The sequence below is a fragment of the Jiangella sp. DSM 45060 genome, assembly GCF_900105175.1.
Taxonomy (GTDB): domain Bacteria; phylum Actinomycetota; class Actinomycetes; order Jiangellales; family Jiangellaceae; genus Jiangella.
The window spans coordinates 1,543,370-1,557,192 of record NZ_LT629771.1 but is presented as its reverse complement, the minus strand read 5'-3'; the positions used below and the strand labels follow the sequence as shown (position 1 = coordinate 1,557,192).

Below are 13,823 nucleotides of genomic sequence, written 5' to 3'. Positions count from 1 at the left end.
CGCGCCGGCGACGCTCAGCCGCCGATCGGGGTGGCCGCGCCGGTGAACGGGTCGAGCTGGATGTACGCGGCCGCCGGAGCGCCGTCGTGGACCAGCGACTCGTGCTGGCCGACGTCGTCGAAGGCGAAGGCGTAGGCCCGGCCGTCGGCCATCTGCGCGTGGATGTGCTTGGCGTAGTGGTTCGTGACGGCGTCCTGGTAGAACGCGCCGCCGTCGGGGTCGGGCTGCTGGGAGTTGACCAGCAGCGTCGACCGGTTCAGCCCGGCGCACAGCGTGCGCGCGATGGCGCCGACGTCGTCGTTCGGTGCGGCGAGGTCGCGGTGGCAGCCGAGGACGGAGTCGCTGGACGGCCGGGTGAACGCGGCCACGACCGCGCCGGCGGCGTCGGTGAACGTCATGACGTCGCCGGACACCCGGCCGAGGAACACCCGGTCCGGTTCGGCGGCGTAGGGCCGGACGGTCAGCGTCTCGGCCGAGTACCGAGCCCACACCCGGTCGACGTAGTCCGCGAGCACGTCCGGCGCGAGCTGCCCGGTCCCGACGGCGTGCCCGGGCGACAGCACGCGCAGCACGGAACCGTCGCCCGCCCGCTGCACCAGTTCGCCCCACCCGGGCGTCGCCTCGAGGGCGGCGACCACCGCGCCGAAGCCGTCCGGCCGCAGCATGCCGGTACGGGCGACGGTGCCGTCGGCGCGGCGCAGGCCGGTCTGGTACGGCGCGGAGAAGAAGTCGACCTGCGTGCTGTTGATCCACAGCCCGCCGTCGTTCAGCGTGTACTCGGTCCAGTTGAACAGGATGCCGCGGTTCGGGTCGCTCGGGTTCTGCACCGCCGGTTGCACCAGCCGCCCGTCGTTGACGATCTTGAAGTCCAACTTGCTGCCATAGGAGAAGTACACCCGGCCGGACAGCCGCGGCAGCGCGATGGTGACCGACTGCCCGTCGGCCGGCCCCGGGATCGACGCGTCCGGAGCGTCGACCGGGACGCCCCCGACGGACGGCCACGGATGGAACGTCCCGCCGGCGTCGGCGTACCCGAGCCGGCCGTCGCGCTCCCCCAGGACGTAGACGTGGACGGGGTCGCCGCGGCCGGAGTCGTTGGTGATCGTGAGCGGGATGGAGTCGGGGACGGCCGCGGCGGCCGGCGCCACGGCGACCGGCGCCGCGACACCCGGCGCCGCGACAGCCGAGCCGGCGGCGGCGACGGCGAGTGCGGCGAGCGTACTGGCGAGCTTCCTCATGGCGGCGAGCCTCCTCCGTGGTGCGACCGTGCCCGGACTTTATTGGAAAGCTTCCTTTCTGTAAAGGCCGGTGTCATGCAGCCGGGAACGAACCCGCCTCCCCGAGTGTTGACCGAGGCATGACCACCACCACTCTGACCAGCCAGACCTTCCAGCAGACCGTGGAAGAGAACGAGATCGTGCTGGTCGACTTCTGGGCCGCCTGGTGCGGACCGTGCCGCAGTTTCGCGCCCGTCTACGAGCAGGCGTCCGAGCAGCACCCGGAGATCGTCTTCGGCAAGGTCGACACCGAAGCCGAGCGCCACCTCGCCGGCTGGGCGCAGATCACCTCGATCCCGACGCTGATGGCGTTCAAGAACGGCTACCTCGTCTTCTCCCAGCCCGGCGCGCTGCCGGCCGCCGCACTCGAGCAGGTCATCGACAGCGTCGTCGCCCTGGACGTCCAGGCCGCTCTGGCCGCGGAGGAGTAACAGCCCTCGCACCCACACCTTTGGGTAGCTTGCGGAACTACTTCGATCGCTTTACGATCGAAGCCCACTTGCTACCAGACGAAGGTGTGCCATGAACGATGCGGCAGCACGAGGACGCGGCGACGGCGGGGCGATCGCCAGCGCGGCCGCCGTGGCCGGCGTCATCCGGGCCGCGGCCGACGGCGCGTCGCGGACGGAGATCGGCGCCGGCACCGGCCTGAGCAAGGCGATCGTCTCCGAGCGGGTCCGCGCGCTCGTCGACGCGGGGCTGCTGGAGGAGGCCGGCGAGTTCGGCAGCACCGGCGGACGGCGGGCCACGCGGGTGCGGTTCCGGTCCGATCTCGTGGTGGTCGCTGCGGAGATCGCGATGACGCACGTCCGCGCCGCCGTCGTCACACTGCCCGGCCGCATCCTGACCGACGAGAAGCTGCCGTTGTCCATGCACGAGGGGCCGGACCGGGTCCTCGCCGAGCTGGAGCGGCTGATCGAGCGGCAGCTCCAGCGCGCCCGGGACGACGCGGCCGCACCGCTCACGCTCTGCGGCGTCGGGGTCGGCATCGCCGGGCCGGTCGAGTTCGCCACCGGCCGCACCGTCCATCCCCCGGTGCACCCCGACTGGCACGACCAGCCGGTCCGCGACCGCCTGGCGGTCCGCTTCGGCGTGCCGGCGTGGGCGGACAACGAGGTCAACCTCATGGCGCTGGCCGAGCAGCACCGCGGCGCCGGCGCGGAGGTCGCCGACTCGCTGGTGGTCAAGATCGGCTCCTGGGTCGGCGCCGGCCTCATCTCCAACCGGCGGCTGCACCGCGGCGCGCAGGGCTGCGCCGGCAGCCTCGTCACCACCGCCGGCGGCGACGACATCGCCGCCCGGGCGGAGTTGCTGGCGATCAGCGGTCAGAGCCCGGCCCTGCAGGCCGCGGCCGCCGCGGGACGGACGGTGACCGCGCAGCTGGTGGCCGAGCTGGCCCAGCTCGGCGACGACGACTGCCGGCGGATCCTCGCCGAGGCCGCCGAGGACATCGGCACCGTGCTGTCCGTGCTCGTCGACTTCTTCAACCCGGCCGTCGTCGTCGTGACCGGCGGCGTGGCGAGCGGCGGCGGCGCGTTCCTGGCCCGCATCCGCGAGACCGTCTACGGCCGGTCGCTGGCGCTGGCCACGCGCGACCTGCGCATCGTCCCGTCCGACCTGGGCGACGACGCCGCCATCCTGGGCGCCGCGGCCATGACGGTCGACGAGCTGACGTCGGCCGGCGGGCTGGGCGACACCCTCGCCCGGCTCGGCGCCGCTGCCACCAGGACGGGCGCCGAGTGATCCGCGTCGGCGTCGCCGGCGCCTCCGGCGTCGGGGCCGCGCACGTCGCCGCGCTGCGCCGCCTCGACGGCGTCGAGGTGGTCGCGGTGAGCGGGTCCACCGAGGAGTCGGCCCGACGGGTCGCGCGCAAGCTCGGCGTCCCCGCCGCGTTCGGCTCCGAGCGCGCGCTGATCGACGCCGGCATCGCCGACGTCCTGCACGTCTGCACGCCCAACGACCGGCACGCGCCCGCGGTGCGCGCCGCGTTCGCCGCCGGCCTGCACGTGGTCTGCGAGAAGCCGCTGGCCACGACGGCGGCCGACGCCGCGGAGCTGGCCGCACTGGCCGCGTCGGCGCCCGCCGCGTCGGCCGTCTGCTATCACTACCGCTACTCGCCGCTGGCGGTCCGGCTGGCCGGGCTGGTCCGCTCGGGCCTGCTCGGCCAGGTCCACTCCGTCCGCGCCAGCTACCTGCAGAACTGGCAGCTCGGCGCGGCGGGGTCGTGGCGCAACGACCCGGCCCGGTCCGGCTCGTCGCGGGTGCTGGCCGACATCGGCAGCCACGCGCTGGACCTCGTCGAGGTGCTCACCGGCCGGACGGTCACGTCACTCGCCGCCGACTTCCACACCCCGCGCCGCGACGCGCTGCGGCCCGGCACCGACGACGTCGCGGTGGCGCGGGCCCGGCTCGACGGCGGCGCCGTCGTCGCGCTGACCGCGTCGCAGGTGTCCCCCGGCCACCTCAACACCATCGCGGTCGAGATCGACGGCGATCAGGGCACCGCCAGCTGGCAGCTCGGCGACCTGGAGACCCTGGAGCTGGTCCGGACGGCGGACGCGCGACGGCTGCGCCTGGACGGGCACGCCGACCCGCATCGCGTGAGCCGCTTCTGGCGCACCCCGGTCGACGCCGAGGCCCGGGTCGTCGCCCTGTTCGACGCGTTCTACCGGCCGCTGACCGGCGGCAACGGCGGCCCGCCGGCCGCGCCTCTCCCCACGTTCGCGGACGCCGCCCGGCACGTCGCGCTCGTCGACGAAGCCGCGCGGCCGCTGCTCACTCCAGGGGGTGTCGCTCGGGTCTCGGCCGTAGCGAGCGGCGTCCAGGTGGATGCCTCGCAAGGCCGAGGAAGGAGACATAGCGGTGCCTATGGCGACTGACGAGAACGCAGCGAGGCGCCGCCTGGGCGTCGCGCAGTAGGCCATGGACCCGAGCGACACCCCTGATTCCCGGAGGCAACGATGCCCAGGACCACCCGCACCCTGCTGCTTCTCGCCCTGGCGGCCACCGCGACCGGTTGCGTCGGCGCCGCCCAGGACGACGGCGACGGCGAGAGCCTCGCCCTCGGCGACGAGGCCACGCTCACCGTCGTCAGCCAGTTCGGCGACACCCCGGCGCTGCAGCCGGTGCTCGAGTCGATCAGCACCGCCTGGGAGCGCGAGCACCCCGAGGTCAGCGTCGACATCCAGTACCTCAGCTACGACGACCTGCAGAAGACGCTGCCGACGACGCTGGCGTCGGGCTCGGCGCCGGACGTGTTCGACTACGACGCGTCCGAGAGCACCCTCGGCGTGCTGGCGACGAACGGCCTGGTGCACCCGCTGACCGACTATGCGGAGCAGTACGGCTGGCTCGACGTGCTGCCGGAGTCGGTCGTCGAGCGGGCCACCTTCGACGACACGTTCTACGCGGTGCCGCGCTCCAGCGAGGCGATCGGCCTGTTCTACGACGAGGCGCTGTTCGCCGAACACGGCGCGCCGGCGCCCACGGACTACGCGTCGTTCCTGGCCGCGGCCGAGACGCTGCGCGACGCCGGCGTCGTGCCGATCGCGTTCGGCAACAAGGACCAGTGGCCGTCGTCGCACCTCGTCGCGGCGGCCGTGCACGCGTCGGTGCCGGTCGACGAGATCGTCGCGGTCGAGTCGCTCGGCGGCGACGGCGTCTACTCGGCGCCCGCGGTCCAGGACGCCTTCGAGGCCGCCCGCGGCTGGGTGGCCGGCGGCTTCGTCACGCCCGACTTCAACGGGGTCAGCTTCGACGACTCGGTGAAGGCGTTCATGAACGGCCAGGCCGGCATGCTGATCGAGGGCACCGGCGTCACGCCCGACCTCATCGCCACCCTCGGGCCCGAGTCCAGCGTGCGGTTCGTGCCGTTCCCGATGATCGACCCGGCGCTGGAGCAGCAGGCCGCGGGCGGCGCCGGCGGCTCCTGGGCGATCTCGGCGTCGTCGCCGGTCGCCGACATCGCGGCCGACTGGATCGACTTCGTGCACTTCTCCGACGAGGCCGAACGGCTCTGGCTGGAGGCCGGCGTGCTGCCGACCACCGGCTACGACGGCGCCGGCGCGGACGTCCCCGCCCTGCTGCGGCAGAACCTCGAGGTCGTCCAGGCGGCGAACGAGGGCGGTGGCATCGGCCGCTGGACGGCGTTCAGCTCCAGCCCGCTGGTGACCGACGCGTGGAACGGCGGCGGCCAGTCCTTCCTCGCCGGCGACCTCGACGTCGCCGCGTTCACCGGCTCGCTCGACGCCGCGCTCGCCGAGGCCCGGAGCGCGACACCGTGACCAGCGCCGCCCCGGCGGTCGTCCGGACGCGCACCCGCGCGCCGGCGCCGCCGCACCGGCAGGGCCGGCCGAGGCGCCGCGGGCGCTCGCTGCGCGGGTACTGGCTGGTGCTGCCCGCGCTCGCCCTCTACGCGGCGTTCCTGCTGTGGCCGATCGGGCAGACCGTCTGGCTCAGCCTGACCGACTGGAACGGCCTCACCGCGTCGCCCACGTGGACCGGCCTGGACAACTACCGCCGCCTCGTCGGCGACGAGCGGTTCTTCGGATCGCTCGGCAACAACCTGGTCTGGGTGGCCGGCAGCTGGCTCGCGCAGGGCCTCGGGCTGCTGCTCGCGGCCATCCTGTCGGCGAGTTGGATCCGCGGCCGGACGCTGTACCGCACGCTGCTGTTCGTCCCCGCGACGATGGCGCTGGTCATCGTCGGCATCGCGTGGGACCAGATCTACCGGCCTGAGTCCGGGCTGCTCAACGTCGCGCTGGAGCACGCCGCACTGGAGTCGCTGACCCGCGGCTGGCTGTCGGAGTCGGGCACCGCGATGGGCGCCGTCATCGCCACCGCGAACTGGACCTACTACGGGTTCGCGATGGTGATCCTGCTCGGCGGGCTGCAGAACATCGACCCGCACCTGTACGAGGCGGCCGCGCTCGACGGCGCCAACGCCCGGCAGCGGTTCCGCCACGTCACCGTCCCGGCCCTGCGCAACCACATCACGCTGCTGGTCGTCGTGTCGTTCATCAACACGCTCAAGACCTTCGACCTCGTCTACGTCATGACGAACGGCGGCCCCGGCCACTCGACGGAGGTGGTCGCGTACTACATCTACGCGCTGGCGTTCGTGACCCACCGGGTCGGCTACGCCGCGGCCGCCGCCGTCGTCCTCACCGTGATCATCCTGGTCATCACCGTGATCTTCCTCCGCGTCCGCGAGCGGGAGCGCCCGTGAACCACACGCTGCAACGGATGAGCGCACACACCGCGCTCGTCGTCATGACCCTGGTGTCCGTCGTCCCGCTGCTGTGGATCTGGCTGCAGTCGCTGCGCACGTCGACCGCGACCGCCGCCGACCCGTTCGGGCTGGAGTGGCCGCTGCGGTTCGCGAACTACGTCACCGCCTGGAACGCCGGCCGGTTCTCCGACTACCTCGTCAACAGCACCGTCGTCGCGGCCGGGACGGTGGCGCTGGTCGTCGCGCTGGCCTTCCCGGCCGCCTACGCGCTCGCGCTGCTGGACCTGCGCTGGGCCGACGCGACGTTCCTGCTGTTCCTGCTCGGCCTGATGATCCCGATCTGGTCGATCGTGATCCCGCTCTTCTACCAGCTGCGCTCGCTCGGGCTGGTGAACACGCTGGCCGGGGCGATCCTCATCGAGGCGACGCTCGGGCTGCCGTTCGCGATCTTCCTGCTCCGGGCCAACCTGCGGGCGCTGCCGCGCGAGCTGATCGAGGCCGGCCGCATCGACGGCGCCGGCGACCTGCGGATGATGTGGTCGATCGTGCGGCCGCTGGCCGTGCCCGCCCTCGGCGCCATCGTCGTCTTCCAGTTCATGACGTCGTGGAACGAGCTGGTCGTCCCGCTGTTCTTCCTGCAGACCGACGACGTCCGCACGCTGCCGATCGGGCTCACGTTCTTCCAGGGCCGGTTCACCACCGACACCGCCGTCCTGGCCGCGGGCACCACCATCGCCTCGCTGCCCGTCGTCATCGTCTACCTGCTGTTCAACCGCCAGTTCGTCAACGGCCTCACCGCTGGAGCGACCAAATGAGAACCCGCGCCTACCAGCTCGTCGCGCCCGGCCGCGGCGAGCTCGTCACCGCCGAGCTGCCCGAGCCCGGACCCGGCCAGCTCGTACTGCGCGTCATCGCGAACGGGGTGTGCGCGAGCGACCTGCCCACGTGGGCGGCGGCGGACGGCCCGCGCCGGCTGGGGCACGAGCCTACCGGCGAGGTCGTCGCCACCGGCCCGGGCGTGACGATCGCGCCCGGCACGCTGGTCGGCGGCCGCATCGCGCCGTCGTTCGCCGAGCACGCGCTGGCCGACCTCGACGACGTCGTCGTGCTGCCCGACGGCGTCGACCCGGCGGTCGCGCTGCCCGAGCCGCTGGGCTGCGTCGCCGAAGGGCTGCGCCGCACGCCGGTCCCGCTGGGCGCGCACGTCGCCGTCGTCGGGCTCGGCTTCATGGGCCTGGTCATGACGCAGCTGCTGCGCACCACCGGCGTGGCCCGGCTGGTCGCCGTCGACCCGCGTGACGACGCCCAGCGCGCGGCGCTGGCGAACGGGGCGGATGTCGCGCACGACCCGTCGCAACTGCCCGCCGCCGCGTTCTCCGGCGAGGACTCGCCCGCACGGCACGGCTTCGACGTCGTCGTCGAGGCGTCCGGGACGCAGGCAGGGCTGGACCTCGCCGGGCGGATGGTCCGGCCGCACGGCGCACTGTCGATCCTCGGCTACCACCAGTCCGTGCGCGAGGTCGACCTGCGCGGCTGGAACTGGAAGGCGCTGGACGTCGTCAACGCGCACGTCCGCGACCGCGCGCTGCTGCGGGCGAGCACGGCGGCGGCGCTGGAGCTGGTCGCCGCCGGCCGGCTCGACCCCGGCCGGCTGATCACCCACCGGTTCCGCCTCGACCAGGCCGACGCGGCGTTCGAGGCGCTGCGGTCCAAGCCGGACGGCTTCGTCAAGGCCGTGATCGAAATGTACTGATGTACATGTACACTTGTACACCATGGACGGAACGACACGGGCGACCCGCGATCCGGTCGGCCGCCGGCAGGCGATCGTCGAGGCCGCCGCCGCGCTGATCGTCGAGAACGGCATCAACGACCTCACCCACCGGAAGGTCGCGGCGCGGGCGGCGGTGCCGCTCGGCTCGACCACCCACTACTTCGCCTCACTGGAGGAGCTCAAGGCGGCCGCACTGGAGTGGCTGGGCCGGCGGACCGAGGAGGGGCTGTCCGAGATCGCCCGCGACCTCGCCACGTCCGGCGACTGGGTGGGCACCCTCGCCCGCCTGTTCCACGAGTACCTGGGCGACCCCGCGCGGGTCCACGCCGACACCGCGTTCTACGTCGCCAGCATGGACAGCCCGCGGCTGCACTCCATCGCCACCCGCTGGTCCGAGGGCCTCCAGGAGATCCTCACGCCCTACACCGACCCCGCCACGGCCCGCGCGATCAGCGCCTACGCCGACGGCGCGACCGTCCAGGCCATGCTGCGCGGCGGCGCGCCCGACGCCGGCGAGCTGCTCGACGTGCTCACCCGCCTGACCCGGCCGAAGGACGCCTGATGCCGAGCCTGACCGCGCCGGCCATGACGTCCAGGCAGCGCTGGGCGGCGCTGACCGTACTGGCCGGCAGCCTGCTCGTCGTCATGATGGACATGACGATCCTCATCATGGCGCTGCCCGACCTCGTCGAGGAGCTGGCGCCGAGCGCGTCCGAGCAGCTGTGGATCATCGACGTCTACTCGCTGATCCTCGCCGGGCTGCTGATCCCGATGAGCGCGCTCGGCGACCGGTGGGGACGCAAGCGGCTGCTGCTGACCGGGTTCACGCTGTTCGGCGTGGTGTCGGTGCTGGTGCTGTTCGCCGAGAGCCCGGCGTTCGTGATCGCGCTGCGGGCGCTGCTCGGCGCGGCCGGCGCGATGATCATGCCGACGACGCTGTCGATGATCCGCACCATCTTCCCGGACCCGAAGGAGCGGGCGAAGGCGCTGGCCGTCTGGTCGATCGTCTCCGGCCTCGGCGCCATCGTCGGCCCGGTCGTCGGCGGCGCCCTGCTCGAGGTGTTCAGCTGGCACTCAGCGTTCCTGATCAACGTCCCGTTCGTGCTCGTCGCCGTCGTCGCCGGAGCCCTGCTGCTGCCCGAGGCCCGCGACCCGCGGCCGCCGCGCTGGGACGTCGTCGCGACGGTGCTGTCCATCGCCGGCATGTCGCTGCTGGTGTGGGGGATCAAGCAGCTGGCCGAGGAGGGCTGGGGCGACGTCGCGTCGTGGACGGCGGTGCTCGCCGCGGCCGCACTGCTGACGTGGTTCGTGCGCCGCTGCCTCGGCCGCCCCGACCCGCTGCTGGACGTCCGCCTGTTCGGCAGTCGGCCCTTCCGCGCCGGCACCATCGCGGCGCTGGCCTCGATGTTCGCGATGGGCGCGATGCTGCTGCTGGTCGCCCAGTGGCTGCAGGTCGTCGCGGACTACTCGCCGCTGGTCGCCGGGCTGGCGCTGCTGCCGATGGCGGCCGGCTCGTTCGCGTTCGCGCCGTTCGCGCCCGCGCTCGCGTTCCGCATCGGGGCCCGGACAGTGCTCGCCGCCGGCCTGGCGACCGCGGGCGCCGGGCTGCTGCTGCTCTACGCGCTCGGCAGCCCGCTGAGCTACCCGGAGCTGATCGCGCCGCTGGCGCTGGTCGGCGCCGGCACCGGGTCGCTCGCCGTCGGGTCCGCGATCATCATGGGCAGCACGCCGCAGGAGAAGGCGGGCAACGCCGCCGCCATCGAGGAGGCGATGTACGACCTCGGCAACGTGCTCGGCATCGCCGTCCTCGGCAGCATCGCCGCCGCCCTCTACCGCGAGCACCTCGGCATCGGCGCGTTCACCGCGGCGGGCCTGCCCGCCGACCTGGGCGCGGCGGCCGACGAGTCGCTGGTCGGCGCGCTCGAGGTGGCCCGTGAGACCGGCCTCCCCGACCTCGCCGCGGCGGCGACCACCGCCTTCGTCGACTCGCTCGGCCAGACCTCCCTCGTCGGCGGCATCATCATGCTCGCCGCCGCGGCCGTCACCTACCTGCTGATCCCGAAGACGTTCGACCTCGCCGCCGACGGGCAGCACTGATCAGGACCGGCCCGCGGCGCCGTCGGCCAGACCAGCCTTGAGGTGTTCGACGTGGTAGAGGGCTTGGTCGAGCAGTTCGGCGACGTGGTCGTCGTAGAGGGCGTAGACGATGGAGCGGCCGGTGCGGGTGCCGGTGACGAGGCCGAGGTTGCGCAGCAGCCGCAGCTGGTGGGAGCAGGCCGACTGCTCCAGCCCGACCTCGGCGGCCAGCTCGGTGGCCGGGAGCGGGCCCTCGCGCAAGCGCGACAGGATGAGCAGCCGCGACGGCGTGGTCAGGGCCTGCAGCGTGGTGGCGACCTCGGCCGCGGCCGCGGCGTCCAGGCGCGCGCGGGGCGCGCCCGAGGCGGCGGGAGGAGTGCGGTGGCCCACGCGCTCATCCTAGCCACGCATGAACACATGAATGATTGTTCATGTGTTCATGCTACGGTCGGCCGGTGCCCACGACCCTCGCTCCGGCGCGGCCTGCGCGCGACGTCCGGGACGCCGCGCCGCGACGGCGGACCCGGATCCTCTCGCTGCCCGAACCGCGCTGGGCCGCCGCCGCGCTGACGCTGTTCCTCGTCGCGCTGCCGCTGGACCTGCTCGGCACGCCCGCCTGGACGTGGGGGCCGCTGTACGCGCTCACGTACGTGGCGGGCGGCTGGGAACCCGGCTGGGCCGGCCTGCGAGCGCTGCGCGACCGGACCCTCGACGTCGACCTGCTCATGGTCGTCGCCGCCCTCGGCGCGGCGGCGATCGGCCAGGTGCTCGACGGCGCCCTGCTCATCGTCATCTTCGCCACCTCCGGCGCGCTCGAGGCCGTCGCCACCGCGCGCACCGCCGACTCCGTCCGCGGCCTGCTCGACCTCGCCCCCGCGACCGCGACCCGGCTCCGTCCCGGCGGCGACGAGGAGACGGTGCCGGCCACGGCGCTCGCGGTCGGCGACGTCGTCCTGGTGCGCCCCGGCGAACGGATCGGCGCCGACGGACGGGTGCTGCACGGCGCCGGCTACGTCGACCAGGCCACCATCACCGGCGAGCCGCTGCCGGTCGCCAAGCAGCCGGGCGACGACGTGTTCGCCGGCACACTCAACGGCACCGGCGCCCTGCGCGTGCGGGTCGAGCGCGAACCTTCGGAGACGGTGATCGCCCGCATCGTCGCCATGGTCGAGGAGGCGTCGCGGACCAAGGCGCCCACGCAGTTGTTCATCGAGAAGGTCGAGCAGCGCTACTCCGTCGGCATGGTCGCCGCGACGGTGCTGATCTTCGCCGTCCCGCTGCTGTTCGGCGCCGACCTGCAGTCCGCGCTGCTGCGCGCGATGACCTTCATGATCGTCGCCTCGCCCTGCGCCGTCGTGCTCGCCACCATGCCGCCGCTGCTGTCCGCCATGGCCAACGCCGGACGCCACGGCGTGCTGGTGAAGTCTGCCGTGGTGATGGAGCGGCTCGGCCAGGTCGATGCCGTCGCGCTGGACAAGACCGGCACCCTCACCGAGGGCAGCCCGCAGGTGACCGACGTCCGGCCGCTCGGCGGTTCCGGCCTGGACGAGGACGACGTGCTGCGGCTGGCCGCGGCCGCCGAGCACCCCAGCGAGCACCCGCTCGCCCGCGCCGTCGTCGAGGCGGCGCGCTCACGCGGCCTCGACCTCCCGGACGCCGACGACTTCGCCGCCACGCCCGGCTCCGGCGTCACCGCGCGCGTCGACGGCCACGTGGTCGCGGTCGGCAGCCCGGGCCGCCTCACCGGCCAGGCCCATCCCGCCGCGGTGGAAGCGACGCGGCTGGAGGCCGAGGGCAGGACGGTCGTCCTCGTCGTGGTCGACGGCGCCCCCGCGGGCGTCCTCGGCATCTCCGACCGGCTGCGCGACGAGGCGTCCGCCGCGGTGCGAGCGCTGCACCGCCTCACCGGCGCCGCGCCCGTCCTCGTCACCGGCGACAACGCCGCCGCGGCGGGACGGCTCGCGGAACGAGTCGGCATCACCGACGTCCGCGCCGGACTGCTACCTCAGGACAAGGTGAGGGCGGTCCGGGAGCTCGAGCGGGCCGGCCGCCGGGTCCTCGTCGTCGGCGACGGCGTCAACGACGCGCCCGCGCTGGCCGCCGCGCACGCCGGCGTCGCCATGGGCCGGGCCGGTTCCGACCTCGCCCTGGAGACCGCCGACGCCGTGGTCGTCCGCGACGAGCTGTCCACCATCCCGGCGGTCGTCGGCTTGTCGCGCCGCGCCCGCCGGCTGGTGATCCAGAACCTCGTCATCGCGGGGACGTTCATCGCCGCCCTCGTGACCTGGGACCTCGTCGGCCACCTGCCGCTACCCCTCGGCGTGGCCGGCCACGAGGGCTCCACCGTGCTCGTCGGCCTCAACGGCCTGCGGCTGCTCAGGGAGTCCGCGTGGCGCGGCGCCCGTCGTCAGGCGTCGGCGAGCTGGTAGCCGGCGGTCTCGACGGCGGCCTTGACCTGGTCGGCGGCGACCGGGGCGTCGCTGGTGACGCCGACGGCGCCGGACTCGACGTCCACGTCCACCGCTCCCACACCGTCGATCTTGACGATCTCGTCGCGCACCTTGTTGGCGCAGCAGCCGCAGGTCATGCCGACGACGGTGAAGGTGGAGGTGCTCATGGGCCGTTCCTCTCGCTGGACGATATCCGGTGCGCCATACCCTACACGGGTATGGTTCGCGCGGCCTGGGCCGGGCGGAAACCGAGCCGGGAGGAGAGCTCGGCGGCGGTGCGGACGGCGGCCGCCGCGAGCCGCTCGCGCTCGGGCTCGTCGACGCGGGCGGACGGGAACGTGACGGCGACGGCGGCGACGGGGTGCCCGTTGTGGTCGCGCACCGCGTCGGCGACCGAGGCGAACCCCGGGGTCACGGTGCCCTCCTCGGTCGCGTAGCCACGACGGCGGACCTCGGCCAGGGCGGAGCGCAGCTCCCGCGCGGACGTGATGCCGGTGTCGTGACGGCGCACGAACGCGTCGCGCGACGGGAACAGCGCCCGCACCTGCGACGCGGGGAGCGCCGCGAGCATGGCCAGCCCGCTCGCCGTCAGCTGGCCGGGCAGCCGGACCCCGACGTCGGTGACCAGCGGCGGTCGGCCGGCGGCGCGGTCCTCGATGACGTAGAGCACGTCGCGCCCGTGCAGCACGGCGAGGTGCGCGTTGTGCGTCGTCTCGTCGACGAGGCGGGCCAGCGACGTCCGCGCCATGCGCTGCAGCGGCGCCTGCCGGCCGTACGCCGAGCCCAGCTCGAACGCCGCGACGCCCAGGCCGTAGCGCCGCTCCTCGCCGAGGTGCGTGACGAAGCCGTCGGCGCGCAGGACGGCGAGCAGGTGGTAGACGCTGGAGCGGGGCAGGCCCAGCTCCCGGGCGATGGCCGCCGCCGGCATCGGCTCGGCGTGCCGGGCCAGGCAGGTCAGGATCGCCAGCGCGTGCGCGGCGGCCGGCGCGTTGGGCATGAGGTCAGTGTCTCAGATC

14 protein-coding genes are annotated in these 13,823 nt (G+C 73.9%); 10 read left to right on the top strand and 4 right to left on the bottom strand.

The genetic code is table 11. The annotated features are described in order from the left end of the window. Positions 1–14: 14 nt before the first annotated feature. The gene (locus BLU82_RS06910; RefSeq protein WP_092617602.1) at positions 15–1,238 is read right to left on the bottom strand and encodes a glycoside hydrolase family 64 protein; all 1,224 of its coding nucleotides are present in this window, start codon (positions 1,236–1,238) and stop codon (positions 15–17) included. A gap of 119 nt (positions 1,239–1,357) precedes the next feature. Here BLU82_RS06910 and trxA point away from each other — a divergent pair, with 119 nt between their 5' ends. From trxA to BLU82_RS06865, 9 genes are all read left to right on the top strand, one after another. Beyond that, positions 1,358–1,708, top strand: a complete 351-nt coding sequence (trxA, locus tag BLU82_RS06905) for a thioredoxin (protein WP_092617600.1) — start codon at positions 1,358–1,360, stop codon at positions 1,706–1,708. Between the two features lie 91 nt (positions 1,709–1,799). After that, a complete protein-coding gene (locus tag BLU82_RS06900; protein ID WP_092617597.1) occupies positions 1,800–3,020 on the top strand; it encodes an ROK family protein in 1,221 nt (406 codons plus the stop codon). Continuing rightward, positions 3,017–4,156, top strand: a complete 1,140-nt coding sequence (locus BLU82_RS06895; RefSeq protein ID WP_092617593.1) for a Gfo/Idh/MocA family protein — start codon at positions 3,017–3,019, stop codon at positions 4,154–4,156. Before BLU82_RS06900 ends, BLU82_RS06895 begins: the two co-directional genes overlap by 4 nt. A gap of 81 nt (positions 4,157–4,237) precedes the next feature. After that, positions 4,238–5,560, top strand: coding sequence for an ABC transporter substrate-binding protein (locus tag BLU82_RS06890; RefSeq protein WP_092617590.1), 1,323 nt, complete (start codon positions 4,238–4,240; stop codon positions 5,558–5,560). Further along, on the top strand, positions 5,557–6,504 hold the full coding sequence (locus tag BLU82_RS06885) for a carbohydrate ABC transporter permease (RefSeq protein WP_157740676.1): 948 nt from the start codon (positions 5,557–5,559) through the stop codon (positions 6,502–6,504). Before BLU82_RS06890 ends, BLU82_RS06885 begins: the two co-directional genes overlap by 4 nt. 17 nt (positions 6,505–6,521) lie before the next feature. Continuing rightward, positions 6,522–7,322, top strand: a complete 801-nt coding sequence (locus BLU82_RS06880; RefSeq protein ID WP_092617587.1) for a carbohydrate ABC transporter permease — start codon at positions 6,522–6,524, stop codon at positions 7,320–7,322. Beyond that, positions 7,319–8,260 (top strand): zinc-binding dehydrogenase, encoded by a 942-nt coding sequence (locus BLU82_RS06875; RefSeq protein ID WP_092617584.1) that lies wholly within the window; start codon positions 7,319–7,321, stop codon positions 8,258–8,260. The genes BLU82_RS06880 and BLU82_RS06875 overlap by 4 nt, the downstream gene beginning before the upstream one ends. A gap of 22 nt (positions 8,261–8,282) precedes the next feature. After that, the gene (locus BLU82_RS35005) at positions 8,283–8,843 is read left to right on the top strand and encodes a TetR/AcrR family transcriptional regulator (RefSeq protein ID WP_092617581.1); all 561 of its coding nucleotides are present in this window, start codon (positions 8,283–8,285) and stop codon (positions 8,841–8,843) included. After that, on the top strand, positions 8,843–10,378 hold the full coding sequence (locus tag BLU82_RS06865; protein WP_197682776.1) for an MFS transporter: 1,536 nt from the start codon (positions 8,843–8,845) through the stop codon (positions 10,376–10,378). The genes BLU82_RS35005 and BLU82_RS06865 overlap by 1 nt, the downstream gene beginning before the upstream one ends. Here BLU82_RS06865 and BLU82_RS06860 read toward each other — a convergent pair whose 3' ends face one another. Beyond that, positions 10,379–10,747 carry a helix-turn-helix transcriptional regulator gene (locus BLU82_RS06860; RefSeq protein ID WP_092617577.1) on the bottom strand — a complete coding sequence of 123 codons (369 nt, stop codon included), beginning with the start codon at positions 10,745–10,747 and terminating at the stop codon, positions 10,379–10,381. It lies immediately after the preceding gene. 41 nt (positions 10,748–10,788) lie between these two features. Between BLU82_RS06860 and BLU82_RS06855 the strand changes: the two genes are divergently transcribed. Continuing rightward, positions 10,789–12,786, top strand: coding sequence for a heavy metal translocating P-type ATPase (locus BLU82_RS06855; RefSeq protein ID WP_092617574.1), 1,998 nt, complete (start codon positions 10,789–10,791; stop codon positions 12,784–12,786). Here BLU82_RS06855 and BLU82_RS06850 read toward each other — a convergent pair. Together BLU82_RS06850 and BLU82_RS06845 are read right to left on the bottom strand one after the other, a co-directional pair. After that, the gene (locus BLU82_RS06850; RefSeq protein ID WP_092617571.1) at positions 12,765–12,974 is read right to left on the bottom strand and encodes a heavy-metal-associated domain-containing protein; all 210 of its coding nucleotides are present in this window, start codon (positions 12,972–12,974) and stop codon (positions 12,765–12,767) included. The two genes, BLU82_RS06855 and BLU82_RS06850, sit on opposite strands and share 22 nt — an antisense overlap. 41 nt (positions 12,975–13,015) lie before the next feature. Beyond that, positions 13,016–13,804: an IclR family transcriptional regulator gene (locus tag BLU82_RS06845; protein ID WP_092617568.1), complete on the bottom strand. Its 789-nt coding sequence runs from the start codon at positions 13,802–13,804 to the stop codon at positions 13,016–13,018. Positions 13,805–13,823: the final 19 nt, after the last annotated feature.

Bases quoted from the DNA above. Each gene is read 5' to 3' on its own strand.
- BLU82_RS06910 (WP_092617602.1), bottom strand. From the start codon at position 1,238: ATGAGGAAGCTCGCCAGTACGCTCGCCGCACTCGCCGTCGCCGCCGCC.
- trxA (WP_092617600.1), top strand. From the start codon at position 1,358: ATGACCACCACCACTCTGACCAGCCAGACCTTCCAGCAGACCGTGGAA.
- BLU82_RS06900 (WP_092617597.1), top strand. From the start codon at position 1,800: ATGAACGATGCGGCAGCACGAGGACGCGGCGACGGCGGGGCGATCGCC.
- BLU82_RS06890 (WP_092617590.1), top strand. From the start codon at position 4,238: ATGCCCAGGACCACCCGCACCCTGCTGCTTCTCGCCCTGGCGGCCACC.
- BLU82_RS06880 (WP_092617587.1), top strand. From the start codon at position 6,522: ATGAGCGCACACACCGCGCTCGTCGTCATGACCCTGGTGTCCGTCGTC.
- BLU82_RS06875 (WP_092617584.1), top strand. From the start codon at position 7,319: ATGAGAACCCGCGCCTACCAGCTCGTCGCGCCCGGCCGCGGCGAGCTC.
- BLU82_RS35005 (WP_092617581.1), top strand. From the start codon at position 8,283: ATGGACGGAACGACACGGGCGACCCGCGATCCGGTCGGCCGCCGGCAG.
- BLU82_RS06865 (WP_197682776.1), top strand. From the start codon at position 8,843: ATGCCGAGCCTGACCGCGCCGGCCATGACGTCCAGGCAGCGCTGGGCG.
- BLU82_RS06855 (WP_092617574.1), top strand. From the start codon at position 10,789: ATGTGTTCATGCTACGGTCGGCCGGTGCCCACGACCCTCGCTCCGGCG.
- BLU82_RS06850 (WP_092617571.1), bottom strand. From the start codon at position 12,974: ATGAGCACCTCCACCTTCACCGTCGTCGGCATGACCTGCGGCTGCTGC.
- BLU82_RS06845 (WP_092617568.1), bottom strand. From the start codon at position 13,804: ATGCCCAACGCGCCGGCCGCCGCGCACGCGCTGGCGATCCTGACCTGC.